Annotated in this window: 18 protein-coding genes; 11 read left to right on the top strand and 7 right to left on the bottom strand. The window is 55.1% G+C overall.

Annotation, left to right across the window (positions count from 1 at the left end):
* Positions 1–142: 142 nt before the first annotated feature.
* From WA318_RS12835 to WA318_RS12820, 4 genes are all read left to right on the top strand, one after another.
* The gene (locus WA318_RS12835; protein ID WP_336081630.1) at positions 143–1,135 is read left to right on the top strand and encodes a TRAP transporter substrate-binding protein; all 993 of its coding nucleotides are present in this window, start codon (positions 143–145) and stop codon (positions 1,133–1,135) included.
* Positions 1,136–1,243: 108 nt separating this feature from the next.
* Positions 1,244–1,789 carry a TRAP transporter small permease gene (locus WA318_RS12830; RefSeq protein WP_114099439.1) on the top strand — a complete coding sequence of 182 codons (546 nt, stop codon included), beginning with the start codon at positions 1,244–1,246 and terminating at the stop codon, positions 1,787–1,789.
* Entirely contained in the window at positions 1,790–3,079 is a 1,290-nt protein-coding gene (locus WA318_RS12825; protein ID WP_336081626.1) for a TRAP transporter large permease, read from the top strand.
* 33 nt (positions 3,080–3,112) lie between these two features.
* Positions 3,113–3,907 carry an NAD-dependent epimerase/dehydratase family protein gene (locus WA318_RS12820; RefSeq protein WP_336081624.1) on the top strand — a complete coding sequence of 265 codons (795 nt, stop codon included), beginning with the start codon at positions 3,113–3,115 and terminating at the stop codon, positions 3,905–3,907.
* A gap of 115 nt (positions 3,908–4,022) precedes the next feature.
* Here the strand turns inward: WA318_RS12820 and WA318_RS12815 are convergent, their stop codons facing one another.
* Positions 4,023–5,372, bottom strand: a complete 1,350-nt coding sequence (locus WA318_RS12815) for a flagellin N-terminal helical domain-containing protein (RefSeq protein ID WP_336081621.1) — start codon at positions 5,370–5,372, stop codon at positions 4,023–4,025.
* Positions 5,373–5,861: 489 nt separating this feature from the next.
* Here WA318_RS12815 and WA318_RS12810 point away from each other — a divergent pair, with 489 nt between their 5' ends.
* From WA318_RS12810 to WA318_RS12790, 5 genes are all read left to right on the top strand, one after another.
* Positions 5,862–6,386: an RNA polymerase sigma factor gene (locus WA318_RS12810; RefSeq protein WP_114099443.1), complete on the top strand. Its 525-nt coding sequence runs from the start codon at positions 5,862–5,864 to the stop codon at positions 6,384–6,386.
* Positions 6,387–6,461: 75 nt separating this feature from the next.
* Positions 6,462–7,520, top strand: coding sequence for a FecR family protein (locus WA318_RS12805; protein ID WP_336081619.1), 1,059 nt, complete (start codon positions 6,462–6,464; stop codon positions 7,518–7,520).
* Positions 7,521–7,607: 87 nt separating this feature from the next.
* Positions 7,608–10,028 (top strand): TonB-dependent receptor, encoded by a 2,421-nt coding sequence (locus tag WA318_RS12800; RefSeq protein WP_336081617.1) that lies wholly within the window; start codon positions 7,608–7,610, stop codon positions 10,026–10,028.
* A gap of 86 nt (positions 10,029–10,114) precedes the next feature.
* Positions 10,115–10,528, top strand: a complete 414-nt coding sequence (locus WA318_RS12795) for a hypothetical protein (RefSeq protein ID WP_336081615.1) — start codon at positions 10,115–10,117, stop codon at positions 10,526–10,528.
* A gap of 91 nt (positions 10,529–10,619) precedes the next feature.
* Positions 10,620–11,021, top strand: coding sequence for a GFA family protein (locus WA318_RS12790; RefSeq protein ID WP_114099447.1), 402 nt, complete (start codon positions 10,620–10,622; stop codon positions 11,019–11,021).
* 49 nt (positions 11,022–11,070) lie between these two features.
* Here WA318_RS12790 and fhuB read toward each other — a convergent pair whose 3' ends face one another.
* The 4 genes from fhuB to WA318_RS12770 are packed head-to-tail and all read right to left on the bottom strand — an operon-like array spanning position 11,071 to position 15,791.
* On the bottom strand, positions 11,071–13,056 hold the full coding sequence (gene fhuB, locus WA318_RS12785) for a Fe(3+)-hydroxamate ABC transporter permease FhuB (RefSeq protein WP_336081612.1): 1,986 nt from the start codon (positions 13,054–13,056) through the stop codon (positions 11,071–11,073).
* Positions 13,053–13,988 carry an ABC transporter substrate-binding protein gene (locus WA318_RS12780; RefSeq protein WP_336081610.1) on the bottom strand — a complete coding sequence of 312 codons (936 nt, stop codon included), beginning with the start codon at positions 13,986–13,988 and terminating at the stop codon, positions 13,053–13,055. Before WA318_RS12780 ends, fhuB begins: the two co-directional genes overlap by 4 nt.
* A 3-nt stretch (positions 13,989–13,991) precedes the next feature.
* Entirely contained in the window at positions 13,992–14,963 is a 972-nt protein-coding gene (locus tag WA318_RS12775) for an iron-siderophore ABC transporter substrate-binding protein (protein WP_336081608.1), read from the bottom strand.
* 51 nt (positions 14,964–15,014) lie between these two features.
* Positions 15,015–15,791, bottom strand: a complete 777-nt coding sequence (locus WA318_RS12770; protein ID WP_336081606.1) for an ABC transporter ATP-binding protein — start codon at positions 15,789–15,791, stop codon at positions 15,015–15,017.
* A 308-nt stretch (positions 15,792–16,099) separates the two neighbouring features.
* Here WA318_RS12770 and WA318_RS12765 point away from each other — a divergent pair, with 308 nt between their 5' ends.
* The gene (locus WA318_RS12765; RefSeq protein WP_114099503.1) at positions 16,100–16,990 is read left to right on the top strand and encodes an SMP-30/gluconolactonase/LRE family protein; all 891 of its coding nucleotides are present in this window, start codon (positions 16,100–16,102) and stop codon (positions 16,988–16,990) included.
* Positions 16,991–17,194: 204 nt separating this feature from the next.
* A complete protein-coding gene (locus tag WA318_RS12760) occupies positions 17,195–18,760 on the top strand; it encodes a YbaY family lipoprotein (RefSeq protein WP_336081603.1) in 1,566 nt (521 codons plus the stop codon).
* Positions 18,761–18,912: 152 nt separating this feature from the next.
* Here the strand turns inward: WA318_RS12760 and WA318_RS12755 are convergent, their stop codons facing one another.
* Both WA318_RS12755 and WA318_RS12750 read right to left on the bottom strand, forming a co-directional pair.
* Entirely contained in the window at positions 18,913–19,419 is a 507-nt protein-coding gene (locus WA318_RS12755; protein WP_336081601.1) for a GNAT family N-acetyltransferase, read from the bottom strand.
* A gap of 22 nt (positions 19,420–19,441) precedes the next feature.
* The gene (locus WA318_RS12750; protein WP_114099453.1) at positions 19,442–20,575 is read right to left on the bottom strand and encodes a type III PLP-dependent enzyme; all 1,134 of its coding nucleotides are present in this window, start codon (positions 20,573–20,575) and stop codon (positions 19,442–19,444) included.
* Between the last annotated feature and the right edge of the window lie 21 nt (positions 20,576–20,596).

Genomic DNA, 20,596 nt, shown 5'->3' with positions numbered 1-20,596 from the left:
CTGGTCTGTTAGACTAGTTGTTAACTAATCTTACAGTTGTCCTTACAAGTGATGAATTGTAAGATTATACGACAATAAAAAGTTCCCATCAGGGAAAACAAGGCTTTAACGCAAGTGACGTAATGTCTCGGGAGGAAACCTAATGAACAATCTTCTTAAAACCACGACGCTGACGATTGCTGCAGCGGCGGTATCGATGGCGCTGGCAGCCGGTGCGCAGGCAAAAGAATGGCGCGGCTGGAACATCCATCCGCCGGAATATCCGGTTTCGACCGGCATGGAAGAATTCGCCAGAATCATCAATGAAAAATCCGGTGGCGACCTTGAAGCCAAGGTTTATCACGGCGGTGTTCTGGGCAACCAGCCTGATGCGATCCAGCAGGTCCGTCTTGGCGGTCTGGACTGGGCTGTTTTCAATCTCGGCCCGCTTGGTGAGGTTGCCCCCGAAGCAAACGTTGTTTCGCTGCCCTTCATCTTTAAAAACGTCGATGCCATGCACAAGGTCATGGATGGTCCGGCCGGTCAGCAGATCGCCGATGGCCTGATCAAGGCCGGTCTGCAGCCGCTTGGCTGGTATGATTCCGGTGCGCGTTCCTTCTATAACACCAAGCACCCGATCAAGACCCCGGCGGATCTCAAGGGGATGAAATTCCGCGTGATGAGCAACGATCTCTATGTCCAGATGGTCGCGGCCCTCGGTGGTAACGCAACCCCGATGGCCTATGGCGAAGTTTACCAGTCGCTGAAAACCGGCGTCATTGATGGTGCGGAAAACAACTATCCGTCCTATGACAGCTCGGGTCATTTCGAAGCTGCCAAATACTACTCGGTGACCCAGCACCTGATCCTTCCGGAATGCCTGTGCATCAACAAGGCGCTTTATGACAGCCTGTCGGACGACGAAAAGAAAATCGTTCAGGAAGCGGCTGATGCATCGGTCACCGTACAGCGCGCTGCCTGGGCCGCACGTGCCGAGAAATCCAAGGAAAAAGTCATTGCTGCCGGTATCGCGGTCAACGAAGTTGCCGACAAGCAGGCTTTCCAGGATGCAATGCAGCCGGTCTATGACAACTTCCTGAAGTCCAACCCGGATCTGGCCGATCTGGTCAAAGCCATCCAGGATGCTCAGAAATAAAACATGAACGGTCCGAAGGGCGGCGATGATATCGTCGCCCTTCTTTCTGTCTGTGGTTATTCTATTTCTGGTTCTGTTGCTGATTAATCCAATTCTGGCGGCGCATAGATGTTTTCCAGCTTTATCAATTTGATTGACCGTCTGGGCGGGGGGATTGCCGGGGTTCTGAACCTTATTGGTGGTCTGGCTCTTGTGGCCCTGATCCCGAGTTTCGCCTGGCTGGTCTTTGGCCGATATGTTTTGAACGAAACACCGACCTGGGTCGAACAGATCTCCCTGATCCTTATTGTTCTGATTACCTTTCCCGTGGCAGCGGCCGGTATGCGCGACAACAGCCATCTTTCGGTATCGTTTTTTCGCGATGCCTTGCCGCCAAGGATTGCGGCAATTGTCGCTGCGATCAGCTACGCGGCCATGGCCTGGTTCGGCTACTGGATGCTGATGGGCGGGATGGATCTGGTGGCCTTTAACTGGGCCAAACAGATGCCGATCATTCATATTTCTGACGGATGGCGTTCGGTGCCGATGGCGGTTTGCGGGGCCGGGATCACTTTTTACAGTCTGGTGCATATTCTTAAAATCATCACCCGCTGGAAAACCATTTCAAATGCCAGCCTTTACCATGACGATTTGTTAAACGAGGATATTGAGTAAATGGGCATGACCATTCTTCTGGGCGTGTTTGCCATCGGTATTCTGATTGGCATGCCCGTTGCCATAGCACTTGGCATTGCGGCCCTTGGCGCATTTTTCTATGAAGGTCTTCCGACCCTGATTGCCTTTCAGCGTATCGGATCGGGTATTTCGGCCTTTTCACTTCTGGCCATTCCGTTCTTTATCTTTGCCGGTGAGCTGATGCTTCATGGCGGGATTGCCTCGCGCCTTGTGCAATTTGCAACCGCCCTTGTCGGCAGCCGCCGGGGTGGTCTTGGCATTGTGAACGTGTTTTCATCCATGCTGTTTGGCGGCATTTCCGGATCGGCGGTGGCTGATACATCCGCCCTTGGATCGATCCTTATTCCGGTGATGAAAAAGGAAGGCTATCGCGCCGATTACGCCGTTAACGTCACCGTGACATCATCGATTGCCGGGATCATGATCCCGCCCAGCCATAACATGATCCTTTATGCGGTGGCCGCAGGTGGCGGGATTTCGATTTCCAAGTTGTTCATGGCCGGTGTTGTTCCGGGCGTGATCATGTGCCTGCTGCTGGGTCTTGCCACCTGGCTTGTGGCGATCAAGCATGGCTATCCGGCTGAACCGTTTCCGGGCTGGGGTGTTGTCTGGCGCACGGCGGTGCGGGCGATCCCGGGCTTCTTTACGGCGGTCATAATTGTTGGCGGGGTATTAAGCGGTGTCTTCACGGTTACGGAATCGGGTGCCATCGGCGTTGCCTATGCGTTGATCATTACCGGGCTTGTCTATCGCGAACTCAGCTGGACAGGCTTTGTTGCCGCCGTGCGGCAATCGGCCAAGACCACAGCCCTTGTGATGCTGCTGGTCGGCTGTGCATCGGCCTATGGCTATATGCTGGCCTTCTATCAGGTGCCTGATGCGCTGGCCGAGGCGATCACCGGGATCACCGACAATCCGATCATGGTTCTGTTGCTGATCAATATCATGCTGCTGATTGCCGGCATGATCATGGATATGGCGGCATTGATCCTGATCTGTACGCCGATCTTCCTGCCGCTGGCGGTACAGTTTGGCATGGACCCGATCCAGTTCGGGATGGTGCTGATGATGAATTTGGGCCTTGGCCTGTGTACGCCGCCGGTTGGTTCGTGCCTATTTGTCGGGTGCGCGATTGGCGGGGTGAAAATCGAAAAGGCAGTTCAGTCGATCTGGCCATTCTATCTGGCGATCTTGAGCGCGCTTTTGCTGACAACCTATATTCCGGCGATTTCAATGACGCTGCCGAACCTTGTGTTCGGGGCGAGTTGATCGCGGACAAAACCGATATCAAAGAGGATACCTATGAAACGTTTGCTGATTACCGGTGCTGGTGGAAACCTTGGCAAGATTTGTCGCGAGGGGCTTAAGGGCTATGCCGATGTCATTCGCCTGTCCGACATTTCCCCGATGGACCCGGCAGGCCCGAATGAGGAAGTCGTGCAGTGCGACCTCTCTGATCGTGCAGCGGTGATCGAACTGACCAGGGATGTTGATGGCATCATTCATCTTGGCGGTATTTCGATCGAAGCAGCCTTTGACGACCTTCTTCAGGCCAATCTTGCCGGGACCTATAACCTGTATGAAGGGGCGCGTCAGAACGGCGTTAAACGCATCATGTTTGCCAGCTCCAACCATGCAATCGGTTTCCACAAGCGCACCACCAAGCTTGATGACAAATCCGAACTGCGCCCCGATAGCCTTTATGGTGTCACCAAATGCTATGGCGAGGCGGTGGCAAGCTATTATTACGACAAGTTCGATGTGGAAACGGTTTCGGTGCGGATCGGATCGTGCTTTGAAAAACCGCGTGATCGCCGGATGCTGTCCACCTGGCTAAGCCCGCGTGACTTTATTTCGCTGATGAAGGCGATCTTTGATGTCCCCATGACCGGCCATCTGGTGGTCTATGGTGTGTCGGACAACAAATCCAAATGGTGGAGCAATGATCATGCGGACTTCCTTGGCTGGAAACCGCAAGACAGCTCCGAACAGTTCCGTGCCGAGATCGAAGCGGCCTTTGGCCCGGAAGATCGCCATGATCCGGCAGTGATCTATCAGGGCGGTGGATTTGCCGCCAAGGGCCATTTCGAAGACTGATCCAAGATCGGCTTTCGATCTCGGAACCGCCTAAAATCGATGGCCCGAACGAAACTCGTTCGGGCCATCGTTGCATCAGGTAGGGTGCGTCAAAAAGTTTGTCAGATGTTGTTCACTAGCCTTGCAGCAACCGCAGCAGGTTTTGCGGCATCTGGTTGGCTTGGGCCAGCATCGCAACCCCTGACTGAACCAAAATCTGTTTGGATGTAAAGGACGTCATTTCGGCGGCAACATCCAGATCAAGCAGAGTGGAACGTGCTGATTCCGTATTTTCCTGCGTCGAAGCAAGGTTCTGGGCCGCAAAGTCCAGACGGTTTTGGGATGTGCCGATGGCTGCGCGAGCGCGCTGAAGGTCGTCAATCGCCCGTGTCACAACTTCGACCGCGTTCTGGGCGCCAGCAGCAGTGTTAACAGCGTTCGCGCCAAGATCCTCGAGCGTTTCCTGACCGATACCAGATGATCCCAGTACAGCAGAGTCAACGGCGGTCAAATTAATCGAAAGACGATCATTTGCGGTGTTGCCGCCACCGACCTGGAAATCAATTGAGTCGGAAAGCTGCTGGCCCTTGTCCTCTTCCATGAAGAAGAACTGGCCACCGGATGTATCGACGCCAGATCCCATGAAATCCGTATTGGCCGAGTTAAACCCGAAATCATTGGAACCTGCGGCACCGGCTCTAACGTAATCAACTGAGTCCGAGAAGTTGGTGTTTACTGTAATTGTGAGTCCGAGCTCATCAAAATTGAGCATCTTGCTCCCGCCAGCAGCAATGGATTGTGACCCGCCGGTCGCGGCAAAATCAGTGACGTCGATTGATTGGGTCCGGTCCAGCGTGCCATCAATCGCCGTCAATACCGTCATAATGACCTGATTACCGCCAATTTCCTGGATCCGTATCTCCAGCCCGTTATCGTCGACACCATCTGCAGTGGCGTCCTGTGCCCAGTAATTGTTGTCAGTGATAGCAAACTGGTCAAAGCCGAAAGCGGGCGTAAGCGCTGCATTGCTGATGGCAGGCGTGAGATTGATTGCAACGTCACCCCCATCGCCAAGCAGCTGGATGCCATTGAAGTTGGTCGAGGACGCGATACGGTCGATCTCGTCACGCAGTTGGACGAACTCGTCATTGAGGAAACCACGTTCCACGTCTGACAGGTTGCCTGACGATGCCTGTACGGCCAGTGTTTTCATCCGGACAAGAACGTCGTCAATGGTGGCCATGCCGCCGTCGGCAATTTGCAACATCGAGTTGGCTTGCCCGACATTGACCGAGGCAGTTTTAAGCGCCTGCGTCGTCGCGTTAAGGCGCGCGCCGATTGCCATCGATGCCGCATCGTCCCGGGCTGAGACAACACGTGTGCCAGATGACAGCTTTGAAAGCGACTTGGTTGCCATTGCATCAGACGCAGTCAGATTGCGATGCGCAACATTTGCCGCATAGTTGGAAATAATGTTGAGTGCCATTGGTTTTCCTACCTGGAAAGTGGCGATGGTTTACTACGTGTAAAGTTCGCAATTATTAATAAAGCGAGAATAACAACTATAAGTAAAATATCCTCTTGTCGAGCAAAATCTAATTTACACGACGGATAGACAGTTCATTCCTACTCTTTAGGGTGGGCTTTGGGCGGCTATTTTCGATTAATAGAGGGCGAAACAATGCCGTTCTGAGAGCACATGTGGGGTTTCTGTACCGGGACTCGCACCGTCTGGCGGTTTCGCATTCTGTCATTAGAACGGATCCGGCACAGAGTTGGGGCTTAAATCGTTAGTTGTTGTGTGGTGAACACAGCAAGATTTTCAGATCGCTATGCAGGTTTTAACCCCGGGTCTTTCCCACGGGGAATGGTCGAAGAGGGCGTATGCTTTTTGAATTGACGCATGGTCAGGATTGCTTATAAGCATGAATGAAAATGATAACAGTTATCATTATCGAATTCTGGATGTGCAGCTATGGCGGTCTGTGACCGTTCCTGGGATAATCTTTATCAGCAATATCATGACCGTTTGTTGCGACAGGTGCAAAAATACCTGCCGACGCGCGACGAAAGCCAGGATGTGTTGCAGGATCTTTATGTGCAGTTGCGCCATCGCAATGTCGACCCGGCCCAGATTGACAATCCTCCGGCCTTTCTGATGCGTATGGCGACCAATCTGGCAATTGATGCCTTGCGTCGTCACAAACGCAATCCGGTTGAATTCAATGACCCGGTCGCGATCAGCGAGATGGATGGTGCAGGCAGGCAGTCTGTCACCCCTGAACAGATCAGTTCTGATCGTCAGCGGCTTGAGATCGTCCGACGTGCGATTGATGATCTGCCGCCACGCTGTCGCGAGGTGTTCCTGCTGTGCAAACGCGATCATTTCAGCCCGACCGAGGCCGCCGAACATCTTGGTGTCAGTCGCAATATGGTGGAAAAGCATTTGCGTCAGGCGCTTGGACATTGCAAACAGGTTCTGGCGCGTCATGAAAACTAGACATCCTCAAATGACGCGCCCCGACGTCTATAAGATAACAGGTCACGCAGCCAGAAGCCGGATAATGCCTTTGCCATGACAGAATTCCGCTATCCCGAAGACTGCCAAAGCAATGATGACATTGCTGATTTTTGGGCAGTGCGCCTTGATCAATCGGGATTGACCCCGGCTGAAGAAGCCGCATTTGCCGCATGGCAGGATGCCGATCCGAAAAATCCGCAACGCCTTGTGCGGGCCTGTCAGCTTTGGCAAAGCATGGAAATTGTGGCGGCCGACACGGCATTGTCCGGGCCATCTTCATCTGCCTCTGATCAGGACAAACGGCCGGTTGATCAAGAGGGTATTCGCCGTGATCTGGAACGGCTGGGTGCACTTGAAGGCGGGGATGGGCGGTTGCCTGGAATGCGATCGGCCAAGCGTCGGCCGCGCCCGCTTGTTGCCCTGGTAACCTGCTTGTTGCTGGTGGGGCTGTTTGCCTATTCCGCCCTGCAACCGGCCCCCGATCTGGTGGCGGCGGCAAATGTTTCGGCGGTGACAGAAGTTCATTCCCTGCCAGACGGATCGCGTGTCTGGATGGAGCCCGGAACCCGCGTCAGCCTGAATTACAGCGATACCCTGCGCGATATCACGGTTCTGGACGGCGGCATTTTCATCGAAGTCGCCAAGGATGCAACCCGTCCCTTGCGCATTCATCTTAATCAGTTCACGGCCATTGCCGTTGGAACCGCGTTCAGTGCATCCAAATGGGGCGGTCATGCCCGCATCGAGGTTGCGGAGGGCACGGTCGATCTCGAAGATCGCAAGATGCGTCTGGCCCGTCTGATCGCGGGGCGGTCTGCATGGCAGGATGCGGATGGTGACCTGTATTATGCCGATGTGGCCCCGGATCGCGTCGCCCTCTGGCGCGGTGGTCGCTGGATTGTTGATGACATGCCCGTTGATGAATTGCTGGCGCGCCTTTCCCCGCTTCTGGGTGGTCTGACCTTTGTGCGTGATCCCCGCCTGGATGAAATCACCGTATCGGGAAGCTTTGATCTTGCGAAACCCGAAAGTGCCCATGATGCAATTCTGGCCGCCTATGGTTTGCAGGAAAGCGCATTTCCGGGCGGCTTCAGAATAATTTCAAGAAAATAGAAAAAATGGACTCCTCAAATCCTGATGTCATTCGTCATGAGGATAATAGTGATTTGCATTATTATCTTCGAGCGAAGGGGTTAAGCTTTGAAAGCTGAGAATTTCGGGATGTCGCGCCTGTTGGGAACCAGCGCGCTTGTGGCGACATTGATGATTACGGCAGTGCCGATGGCATCGGCACAGGATACAACCGCCGCCATGCAACAGGTCAGCATTTCCGCGGGCAATCTGCGTGCGGCCCTTGATCAGGTGGCCGATCAGTTCGGTCTGCAACTGATCGTGCAGGGGGATCTGTCGGGACTTGATAGTGCGGCAATATCGGCCGAGCTAAGTGCTGCTGATGCCTTGGGGCGTCTTCTGGCCGGAAGTGGTTACCAGTTTGAATTTGTCACCAATGATAGTGTGCGCATTGCACCGGTGCCGACCCAAAGCATGGGGGATAACGGTGCCATGGTTCTGCCCGATGTCGTGGTCAGCGCCACGCGATCACGCCGTTCGATCAAATCCATGTCGCCATCGGTTGTGGTGATTGGTCGTGATCAGATCGAAACCCAGATGGCCAAAAGCAGCGACATTACCAATGTCATTCGCAACACCGTGCCGGGCTTCATGTTCGATGATCAAAGCCTGATTTCAAGCACGGAAACTTTCCGTGGTCGTGATGTTCAGGTGCTGGTCGATGGCGTGTCGCGCAATACGCCGCTTCGTAACAGCAGCCGCATTCTGTCGATGATCGATATCGCGCAGGTCGACAGCATCGAAGTCATTCCGGGGTCGAATGCCATGAATGGTGATGGAGCGACCGGGGCAACCATCAACATCATCACCAGGACCGGCGAAGTCGGAAATAACAGCTTTGTCGTCGATGGTCATATGACCAGCTATACCGATGATATCGGTGACAGTTTTTCGCCGTCGCTGACGCTTTCGGGCAGTGGCGGTGTCGGCGCGGTCGATCTTGCCGCCAGTGTGACGGCTTCGAAAACCGGCAATGCCTATGACGGTTATGGCAATCAGGTGCCATCCGATGCCATGCTGGGGCAGGGGGGCTTTGACAATGCCGAGGATTTGAACCTGTTTGGCAAGGCCGGTGTGACCGTTGCCGACGGGCATCGCCTGTTCCTGTCGACCGAGATTGTCCGGTTCCGTCAGGACATTGAATATAACGTCGATCTGACGACCCATCCGGTGTCGGTTGACTATGATAATCCCTACACCGCCCAGCCGCTGGAAGATGAAAGCCAGTATTTCACTGCCGGTTACGAATATGATTTCGGCAAGATCGGTACCGGCGATCTGAAGCTGTTTTACAATGACAGCTACAAACAGGCTGCGCGTGCCGATTACCATTCAAGCTACAACCCGGCACTGGTGGCACTGACCAACAACGGTTCGGTCGAAGACCCGCTGGGGCAGTCGGTGATTGATACGGTCAAATACGGGGTGAAGCTCTCGACCGATACCAGCCTTGATGCGGCCTATGACGGACTTACCCTGACCTGGGGTGGGGATCTGACCTTTGATGATGTCAAATATCGTACGATCAGCGGTCGTGATATCGGTGCCCCGATGAAGCAGGACGGCCGGGCCGTATTTGCGCAGCTGAGTGCGCCGGTAACCCGGTTTGTCGACCTTTCCGGCGGGGTGCGTTATGAAAAATACGACCTGACGGTCAAGGATTTCCTGCGTCCGAACTATATGCGCTATAACGCCGGTGCAGGTCAGGCCATCCTTGCCGCCGCGCAATATACCGGGGGCAATACGACCTATAGTGCGGTGACCTATAACGCCTCTGCTGTTGTTCACTGGACAGACCGGTTCGACACTTCACTCAGCTATAGCGAAGGTTTCTCTGTTCCTGATGTCGGGGCCTATACCCGTCGTGCCGGTCTTAGCGGCGTGCCAATGAATTTCAGCGCACTGGATGTCGAGGCCTCCAAGGTTAAAACCTACGAGCTGGCGGCGCGTTATAACGGGCAGGATTTCCGTACCACGGGTGCTGTTTACATGAGCACCAACGAACGTGGCGACAATTTCGATGCCGCGACCAACTCGCTCAGTCAGGAAAAGGAACGCATTCTCGGGGCCGAGCTGACCGGGGAATATGACATCACTGACGATACCTATGTCGGTGCCCTGGCTTCCTATGTCGAAGGCCGTTATGACACCAACAAGGATGGTGATCTTGACAGTCCGCTTCCCAATAACCGTATTCCGTCGCCGTTCCGCTTTACCGGATATGTCGACAGCTATGTCTGGGGGGATCTGAATATGCGCCTTGACGGGACCTATACGGCGGCGCGTAACGAGATCAAAACCGCCAAGATCAAGCCAAGCCTCGTCTTTAACCTGATGGGCAACTATCCGGTGCTGGGCGGGACCGCGCGCTTTGGTATCGAGAACATCCTTGGTACCAGTTACGAAAACCCGGCAGCAACGGCCCTTCGCGGGTATGCCGTTGCCGGGCACGGGCGGAGCATTACCATCGGGTTCCGTCGTGAATTCTGATCAGGTTGATTGAAGTTAATTTCGTTAACACGCGCAATGGCCCGGTGATTTTTTCGCCGGGCTATTTGCGCATAGGGGACCCTTTTATGTTTCGCGCAAGCAATCTGGCCGATGATATCGTTCTGTTTGAAATGATTGACCGTCAAAGTGATGTGGACGGGCAGGCCTATCTGACTGCACTCGATGATCTGGCCGCGCGTAGCGATCCGGTAATCCTGATTTTTCTTGTGTCGGGTTTTGTCGATCAGGATCATGAAATCCGCAAACAGGCGGCAATCTGGTTTAAGCACAATCGCGACCGGCTGGGGCATTTCGCCAAGGGCCTTATTCGCGTTGATGAAGGCCATCATCATGGCGACGGAAATGTTCACAGCCATGGCAGCGATGATCCTGAACACAGCAACTTTGCCCGCATGCTGCCATTTCCGGTCCGGCATGTCGTCACACTTGACGACGCCTTTGCCCTGGCGCGCGATTGGCCATCAGTGTCAGCAGACTGATCTCATTGATAAATTATTGTGACGGGGTTGGAATGTGATAAATGTTCATGTTATGTTCTTTTCTCTGAAATTAAAAATAAAGGGATGAGAAATGATCAAGGGAAGCTGTTTGTGTGGCAAGGTCCGGTTTGAAATTTCGGGCACGCCATCATCGCTGAGCTACTGCCATTGTTCGCGCTGTCGCAAAGCGGCAGGCGTGTTTTCCGCCGTGGTGATCGGCAAGGCCGATGACTTTCATCTGCGATCAGGTGATGATGTGATTGGCCGGTACAGCGGACCTGATTCAAAGTTCGAACGCTGCTTTTGCAAGGAATGCGGCACATCGCTTGGCGATATGTCTTCGGGGTCGATTTACGTGGTTGCGGCATCGGCCCTTGATGATGATCCAAAGATCAGACCATCCCTTCATATCCATACCGCATCCAAACCCGACTGGTATGAAATCACCGACGAGCTCAGGAAATTCGAAGGCGATTATATCGCGGATCAGTAAGGCTGCGTGGATGGCCCGTGCGTCAGATATTGTCTGACGCACGGGATTATTATCGTTTGCGCACCGCAAGGATCAGGAAGTATCCGGTGCCGATCAGGGCGGCGACAAGCCCGGTGGGAAGCTGTGCCGGATAGATCATGTTCCGTGCCAGCCATTCGGCCACCATCATCACATTGACCCCGATCAGAACAGCCCCCAGCAAATGCCCGCCCGCCAGCCGGTAACCGGCAACGCGCGCCAGATGCGGGGCCATCAGGCCGACAAAACTAAGCGGCCCGACAAGCAGGGTGGCACTGGCCGCAAGGATTGCTGCAAGTAACATCATGGCAAACTGGAAACCGGTGATGCCAAGACCCAGCGACACCGACTGATCGGTGCCAAGGGATGCCAGTTCAAGCGGGCGACGAAGCGCAATCGCCACCACCAGCAACACCGCCGTCACCCCGGCAACGATCAGGACTTCATCCATATTGGTGAAGTATGTCGTCCCGGCAAGCCAGGACATCAGCATGGATGTCTGTGTGCCGCTGCGCGTCAGAACGATGCGGACCATCGCCCCCAGGATCGCGGTCAGGGCCAGACCATTGAGCAGCATGTAATGCGGAGCATGGGTGAATTTGCGGCACAGGATCAGCAACACAAACAGCGATATGATCCCGCCTGCTGCCCCGATCATCATCAGTTCGGCACGTTGCCCGAACCCGAAAATGGCAAGGGCAATGATCATGGCGAGTGCAGTGGCCGAACTGACCCCGGTAATTTCCGGGCTGGCCAGCGGATTGCGCCCGACGCGCTGGATAAGCGTGCCTGAAACCGCAAGTGCCGCGCCGCAAATCATCGCGGCAAAACTGCGTTCCGAGCGACCCAGAAGGATATCGAAACTGTCCGCATTCCAGCCCAGAAACACAAGGCCATTGCCATCAAGCGACACAAACAGCGAGACGAAGATACCAGCCACAAGCGTGACGCCAAGGATCACGGTCAGCCGCGTTTTGGATATGATTTCCTGATCGCTGTGCTGATCTTCGCTTTGGGTGCCCGGCATGATCCGGGCCTTGCGCAGGATCAGGATGATAAAAGGGGCCCCGAAAAGCGCGGTTGCTGCCCCGGTCGGCAAAACATCGCCGCCAAGGCCATTAAACTGGCGCACGATAAAATCAATCAGCACCAGAACAAACCCGCCGGTCACAACCGAACAGATCATAAGATCGCGTGACCGGGTCAGTCCGGCAATACGCAGCGCGGCAGGAACCGCAAGCCCGACAAAACCGATCATGCCCGCCGCCGAAATCACCGATGCGGTGATGAAGACAGCAAAGCCAAGGATCAAAAGACGTAAGGTCGTGACTTTGGCACCAAGCGAACTGGCCGTCTCATCGCCCAGTGCCAGCAAATCCAGCGGACGCGACAGGGCCAGAACCGCGATCATGCCAATGATCACACGCGGCAGCACAAATTCGGTCGCCTCCCAGCCATTCTGGGCCAGATCACCGGCCCCCCACATAAAGATCGATTGCAGATATTGCTCGTTAAACAGCAAGACGATCTGCGATCCCGACTGCAACAGCAGATTGACGATCATACCGGCCAGAATAAGCCACAGTGTCGCATTGCCGCGCTTTGACGCAATCAGATACACCGCACCCAATGCAATCATGCCCCCGGCAAGGGCAAAGGCTTCCTGAAAGAGTGCCATTGATGCCGGGGCAATCAGCAGGAAGATGGTCAGGGCAAATTCAACACCGGCCCCGACGCCAAGGGTGGTCGGGGAGGCCAGCGGATTGCGCAATACTGTCTGGATTGCCGCACCGGCCAAGGCCAGTCCCGCCCCGCACAGGAACGCCATCGCAAGCCGGGGCAGGATGCTGTAATGAAACAGGATCTGGTCAAAGTCGGTTTCATCGGGACTGAACATGACCTGCCCAGCCAGTCCTTTCTGCAGGAACGGCCAGAAATCCGTGATCAGAACACCGACACAGGACAGACCAAGCAGAATCAGGAAGGTAGCGGGAAGCCGGGAACGGTTATTGGTCATCGATGCGGGCCGTTCTCGATGCTTTCGGTCAAAAGCCTTGCAAAGCGAAGTGATGATGGAACACCGCCATACATCCAGACGACCGGAAGCTCATAGACCCGGTTGTTGCGGGTGAAGGCCATGAATTTCCACATCGGGGATGCAAACATTTTCTCCAGAATGGCGTCGGGCACAGGGTTGGTGTAAACCACGCTTCCCTCTGCATAGGGGGCAATAAGTTCAAGCCCGCCACGTGCAAAGCCCCATTTATTGACCTCACCGGTAAAACCCATGGGCACATTCATCGCGGCCATCACCGATCCGGGAAGGGACGTGCCGCCAAAAATGCCGATCGTGCTTTCATCAAAGAAATAAATGACATTCAGTTTCTGATCGGGGCCCAGCGCCATCCTTATGCGTTCGCCATATTCGGCCAGCTTGGCATCAACATGTGCCAGATATGCCTGTCCTTCGGCTTCGCGTCCGGTTGCCTTGGCGATCTTGGCGAAAACATCGCGTGCGGCCTCGAATGCCGGGCGCTTTTCATCAAACAGCTTCAATTCCAGAACCGGGGCTATCTCGGAAAGCTTTTCATAGCTCATGCCGATATCGGGAATGGTGATGATCAGGTTGGGTTTGGCGGCACGCAGGGCTTCCAGATTGGGGGATGACCGTTGACCAAGATCGACAAAACCATCGGGGAGTTTCGGTTCTGCGACCCAGTCGGCATAATCCTGTGGATCGGCGACCGCGACGGGCGACAGGCCAAGCTCAATCACTGTTTCGGTAAAGGACCAGTTGATCGTCGCCACCCGCTTTGCCGGTGCCGGAAGTTCAAGGATCCCGCGTTCATGTTCAATCCGGATCGGATCAGCCTTGGCATATGTGCCGTTCACGGCAACAAGGCCGACGCAAAGGACAAGACAACGAAAGGCAGCGCGTATGGTCTTCATGATTTACGATCCGGTTGCGGTGGTCCGGGTGCCGGTCACGGCATCGGCCAGAAGTTCGGCAAAGCGCGCTGCGGACAAAACCCCGCCAAAGGTCCAGCTTGCGGGCACGGGATAAACATGGCCGTTGCGGGCAAAGGGCATGGCCTTCCAGATCGCGGTATCAAGCAAACGGCTTTGAACGGTCGGGGCAATCGGCTCGATATAGGCAAAATGCACATCGCCCATCCCGGCAAGATCGGACACATCGCCGTTATGGAAAGCCCAGCCATTGACGTCACCTTGCCAGGCGTTGGCAAAACCCATGCGTTCAATCAGCGAGCCAAACAGCGATGTTTTGCCATGGATGCGGAAATGGGCCTCGTCGATGATACGGACGACGGCAAATCTGGCGTCCGTACCAACCGCGTCACGGATACGCGCGGCTGCGGCATCGATCCGTGCATTGACCGATGTGATGACATCTTCGGCCTTGTCGGATTTGCCCGCGATTTTTGCGACATTGCGCAATAACATTTCCGCACGGTCGATGGCGGGTTCGCCCGATTGGGTATTATAGATCGAATAGACCAGTGTCGGGGCGATGACTGAGAGTTTGTCATAGGCCATGGCAACATCGGCACTGATCAGGATCGCGTCGGGTTTGGCATCGCGCAGCGCCTCGAAATTCGGTTCGCGGCGGGTGCCCAGATCGGCAAACTCGGCCGGAAGTTCCGGTTCGACGACCCACGCGCGATAGCCATCTGCCTCAGGCACGGCAACCGGATCAATGCCAAGTGCCAGAAGACTTTCGGTCAGCGCCCAGTTCGATCCGGCAAAGCGGGTCGGCGTGGTCTCAAAGGTCACGTCGCCCATTTCGTGGCTGATGGTCTGACCGGTAGTCTGGCTTGCGGTCTGGGCTGTTGCACTCAGGGGCGACAATGACGCCATGGTCACAAGGCAGCTTGCCGTAATCTGGCTGATCAAACGGGTGCGCATGGTAAATATTCCTGATCCCTGTTGGTCGATCATTTCCGCATGTCAGGCGCGCTAGGCGACAAAACTGACGAAACGGTCATGGTCGGGCAGATGGATGACATCAATGTCGGTTTGGAAAATATCGCGAAGGGTTTCGCCCTGCATGAAATCGCGGGCTGTGCCCTGCCAGCAGGTTTGACCGCTGCGCAAGGCAATGATGTGGTCGGCAAAACGTCCCACCATGTCGATATCGTGCAGAACGGCAATCACGGTCAGGTTGCCGTGATTTTTCAGATTGGCGACCAGTTGCAAAATGTCGCGCTGATGGCCGACATCAAGGGCCGATGTCGGTTCGTCCAGCAGCAGAACCGGTGCATCCTGTGCCAGCAGCATCGCAAGCCAGACACGCTGGCGTTCCCCGCCGGAAAGGCTGGCAACCAGACGGTCGGCAAAGCCGGTGACATGGGTCAGTTCCATCGCCTGGTCGATCCTGGCATGATCCTCGGCGCGATAGCGCCCGAATGCGCCGCGCCAGGGATAGCGTCCGAATGCGACGAGTTCGCGCACGCTCAGATGCGGTGGCACCACCGGGTTTTGCGGCAGATAGGCGACCTTGCGGGCGAAATCGCGCGTGCCGTGATGTTCGAGAACCGCATCATCAAGGGTGATGGTGCCGGAATGCTTTTTGTTCTTGCGGGCAAGCAATTTCAAAAGCGTACTTTTGCCCGATCCGTTATGGCCGACAATCGCGCTGAATGCTCCGGTCGGGAAATTGACCGTGATGTTCTCAAGCAGCGTCTTTGGGCTTTTGCCGTCACTTTTGAAGGTAACGTCTTGGAGGTCGAACATATGCTGGAAACTCGTAAATGCAGTAATCGGGCAGGGCCGCCCATACCAATTGGCCAGGTCATGACGGCATGCCAATGATGATATGAGAATGCCTATCAATTACTTGTAGAAATTGCAACCGAGTTGCGATTGCATCTGGGAAAATTTTGGCCGGGAAAAATAATCATCATACAAAATGACTTTTCAGAACTTCCCATTCCGGGTAGCAATAGAAATAACGACTTCGATCCGATGCGGGTCAACGGATACTGCATTGAATGATCGGGCAAACCAGCGCGGAAGACCGCCCAGAATATCAGGGAGAAATCATGGCCAACGTGAAAACCGTATTGCCAAACCTGCGATGTACATTGGGCGAAGGCCCGCATTGGGACTCCCGGGAAGGTGTCCTGTATTGGGTGGATATCGTCGGGAAAACCGCCTATGCGCTCCGCCCCAATGATGGCGGATCACGCAGCTGGACCTTTGATCAGCCGGTTGCTGCAATTGTCCCGCGCGAGAATGGCGGTCTTATGGTTGCACTTGCCGATGGTTTGGCTTTCCTTGATCCGGAAAGCGGGGAAACCACGCCGTTTGTCGCCCCCGATAGTGACCATGCCGGCAATCGGTCCAATGAAAGTCGCGTTGATCCGGCCGGGCGTTTCTGGCACGGCACCATGCAAAACAATATCGGCCCGAATGGCGAAGACCTGCCGGTTACGGCTTCGACCGGGACGCTTAACCGGGTCGGAGCTGACGGGGAGACAGCCCGTTTCCTGTCTGACATCGGGATTTCGAACACGCTGCTTTGGTCGGCAGATGGCACAAGAATGTTCTTTGGCGATACGATCAAAAACACGCTTAATGTCTATGATTTTGACATGGAAACCGGTGTGCCCAGCAATCCGCGCGTCTTCTTTGGTCCGCAGGATCGTGGCAATATGGATGGATCGGCCATGGATGCAGATGGCTATATCTGGAACGCGCGCTGGGGCGGGGGATGTCTGATCCGCTTTAATCCGGCAGGTGAAATCGACAGGATCATAGATCTGCCGGTGACCCAGCCGACCAGCTGTGTGTTTGGCGGGCCGGACCTTAAAACCCTTTATATCACCTCGGCCTCGGTCGGGCTTGAGGGCAATGGCAACGAACTTGAAGGCGCACTTCTGTCGATTCAGACCGATGTCGCCGGGCTGCCCTGTACCCGTTTTGCCGGCTGATCAGCCAAGGGCATCCCGGATACCGGGCATCTGTCTGATCGTGACGATATGCGTCCAGATCCGGGGGCCGCAATGGCCGCATGGCAGCATTTGATTGGGAAATAACACCTTTGCCGCTTTTTGGCCTTGGTTTTAGGTATTTTTGGCGGCAACATTGTGTGCAGAGCAACGCACACTCCAAAATACGAGCAAACCGGGGTCACAATGAATCCAGTATCGTCCGCAAAAATGTGGGTAAGGGCGTTATTTGCCGTTGGCATGGTCACGATTTTATCGGGCTGTGCTGCACTTCAAACCAGCACGACCAAGGTCACCGGATCGGTTTCCTATCGTGAACGCATAGCATTGTCGCCAGACAATGCGTTTCTTGTCGTGCGGCTGCTTGATGTGTCGCGCGCCGATGCGCCATCGGTCGAAATCGCATCCCTGCGCCAGCCGGTTTCCAGTCCGCCGATGGTCTTCGTTCTGCCCTATGACGCGGCAAAGATCGACCCGCGCATGAGTTATGCGATCGAGGCAAAAATCGTCAATGCAAATGGTGATACCTTGTTCCGCAATGATCAGTCCTATGGGGTTCTGACGCGCGGTGCGCCAAGCGATGTTGAAATTCTGGTACGTCCGGTCGCACGTACGCTTTCTGACGGGGCGCGCAAAACCAACGGCACGGACATTTCGCGCGACATTGCCGCGATCGAGGAGCGGCTTTCGGCCATGCGGGTCATTCCCGGTCAGTATGTCGCAAGCGATCATACCGTCACCTACAAGGCCTATGTGTCGCCTGAAGGCGAACCGATGATGGTCGAGGAGCATCGCGACCTTGGCAAATACGGCAAGTCCGACGTGAAGCTTTATTACCGCAACAACCAGTTGCTGCGATTTTCCGAAAATGCGACCCGTGTCAATTTCGGGGGCGCGGAAAGTGATACGCCGCTTCAATACAGCCTGCAGCTTGATTTTGCCCAGGGGCGCTTTTCATCAGGGACCAAAACCGTCAATGGCATCGCAAGCAGCCCCGATGAGCATGAAGTCAGCGGTGCGCTGGCCCAAAGCAAGGTCGCACTCAGCCGAATTGACGCCATGCTGGCCCAGATGAATACCAACCCGACCGAGGCCGCTGGCCCGAAAATATTTGTCTGCGACGACAAAAGCCGGTTTTCGGTAACCTTCGAAAAGCGGATTGAACGCGCCATTGTTGAATTCCCTGGCCGCGAACCCTTGTCGCTGTCTCGGATCGAGACCGGATCTGGATATGGCTATGGCAATGAAATCTATGAATTGCGCGGCAAGGGCGAAGATGCAATCTGGCAAACGCCGTCGGGCGATACCCATTGCGCCGTTTCGGCCGAGCCTGTCAGCCTTGCGCTGGCACCGGGCAATTTCCCGGTCGTAAAGGTGGCCGAGCTTAAAGCCGCGGGCAAGGGGCTCTGGACCGAGTATTTCGAAGATTTGCAACCGGCCATCATCGCCTGTCTTGCCGAAAATCCCGGCGATCTTGTGTCGGTGCTCAAGGCCTGGCCAATGAACCATGGCATGGTTGGCGTGCGTACGGTCAATGGCAATGGTGGTCGTTATGATTGCCTTGTTCCGGCCGATGGTCTTGGCACGGTTCACACCGAACTGGTCGAAACGACCACCAACATTCTGCCCGGCGAAGACGATGTCCGCTTTACCCCGGTAACCGGTGCCTATCCCGGTGGCAAATGCTTTAGCCATGAACGGCTTGAAGATGGTGCAACCTTTGTTGGCTGGCTGTCGGAAAAGACCTGCTAGTCCGGATCGGTTTCGGATATCCATCACAAAGCCCCGCATATGCTGCGGGGCTTTTTTGACTGCGCTTCAAGAAGTACACCGTCTGGAATAAAAAAATCCCGGCAGGGGGCTAGCCATACCGGGATTTCAAAGTCGGAATTCTTTTTATTGCCTTAGTGGGCCATGGCACCGGTTGCGTAAAGCATACCTTGCGCGCCGGTCAGGACGTCGTCATTGCCAAGATTGATCGCCTGGAACCGGTGACGATCAAAATGGCCGGGCATCAAAAGCCCGCTTGCCGGTGCGGCCTTGAAGCCAAAGCGTGCGTAGTAATCCGGGTCTCCGACAAGAAGAACCGAACGGTGACCAGCCGATTGCGCAGCGTTAAGGGCTGCGTAAACCAGACCGGCACCAACACCCGATCCGCTATAGACCTTTTCAACGGCCAGCGGACCGAGCAACAGGGCAGAGCCACTGTCACCCGCATTGACATTCCATAACCGGACAGTACCGATCAGCTGTTTGCCGTCGTGGGCGACAAACGCAAGACCGTCCGCCGGAAGCCGGTCGCGGCGCAGGATTTCAGAAGATTTCTGAAAACGCGCCGGACCCATGACGCGATCAAGCAGCTTTTCACGTTCGACGTGGTCAAAGCGGCCTTCGCGATCAATCGTGATCACTGATCTGTCTTTCCCGAAAGGGTCAGATGATATAGGCGGTCAGCGGCGAGAAGCCGTTAAACGCCACAGATGCATAAGTGGTGGTGTAAGCGCCGGTTGCTTCGATCAGAACCTCGTCACCGATGGTCAGGGCAATCGGAAGGTCATAAGGTTTTTTCTCGTAAAGCACGTCGGCAGAATCACAGGTCGGACCTGCAAGCACGCACGGGGCAACATCGCCACCATCATGAATGGTCGTGATCGGGTAACGGATCGCTTCATCCATGGTTTCGGCAAGGCCACCGAATTTACCGATATCAAGGTAAACCCAGCGCACCGGATCATCTTCGTGCTTGCGCGAAATCAGAACGACTTCGGCTTTGATCACGCCGGCATCACCAACCATGCCGCGGCCCGGTTCGATAATGGTTTCGGGCATGTGATTGCCAAAGTGGGTGTGAAGCGCGTCAATGATCGCCGAGCCATAGGCTTCGGTCGCCGGTACGTCGCGCAGGTAACGGGTCGGGAAACCCCCACCCATATTGACCATGCGAAGGACAATGCCTTTGTCGGCCAGGGTACGGAAGATCGCCGATGCTTCTGCAAGTGCGGTGTTCCAGGCATCAAGGTTGCACTGCTGCGAACCAACATGGAAGGATACGCCATAAGCGTCCAGACCCATGTGATGGGCATGTTCAAGAACTTCGAGGGCCATGCTTGGTGCGCAGCCGAATTTGCGCGACAGCGGCCATTCTGCACCAACACCATCGGTCAGGATGCGGCAGAAGACACGCGATGCTGGCGCAACACGGGCAATTTTTTCGACTTCTTCGACGCAATCAACGGCGAACAGGCGAACACCCATCTGATAAGCGCGCGCAATGTCGCGTTCTTTTTTGATGGTGTTGCCAAACGAAATACGTTCAGGCGTCGCACCAGCGGCCATCGCCATTTCGATTTCGGGTACGGATGCTGTGTCGAAGTTGCTGCCAAGGTCGGCAAGCAGGCTCAGAACTTCCGGGGCCGGGTTTGCTTTGACCGCATAGAAAATGCGGGAATCCGGCAGGGCACGGGTAAAGGTCTCGTAGTTGCGCTGAACAACGTCGAGATCAACAACAAGGCACGGGCCTTCCGGTCGGTTCTGTGCGAGAAAATCAATAATACGCTGAGTTGCCATTGGGGCGTTCTCCCATTCCAC

Source organism: Thalassospira sp. CH_XMU1448-2 (assembly GCF_037027285.1).
In the GTDB taxonomy this organism is placed as follows: Bacteria; Pseudomonadota; Alphaproteobacteria; order Rhodospirillales; family Thalassospiraceae; genus Thalassospira; species Thalassospira profundimaris_C.
The sequence above is the reverse complement of the archived record's forward strand: the minus strand, read 5'-3'. Positions and strand labels throughout refer to the sequence as shown.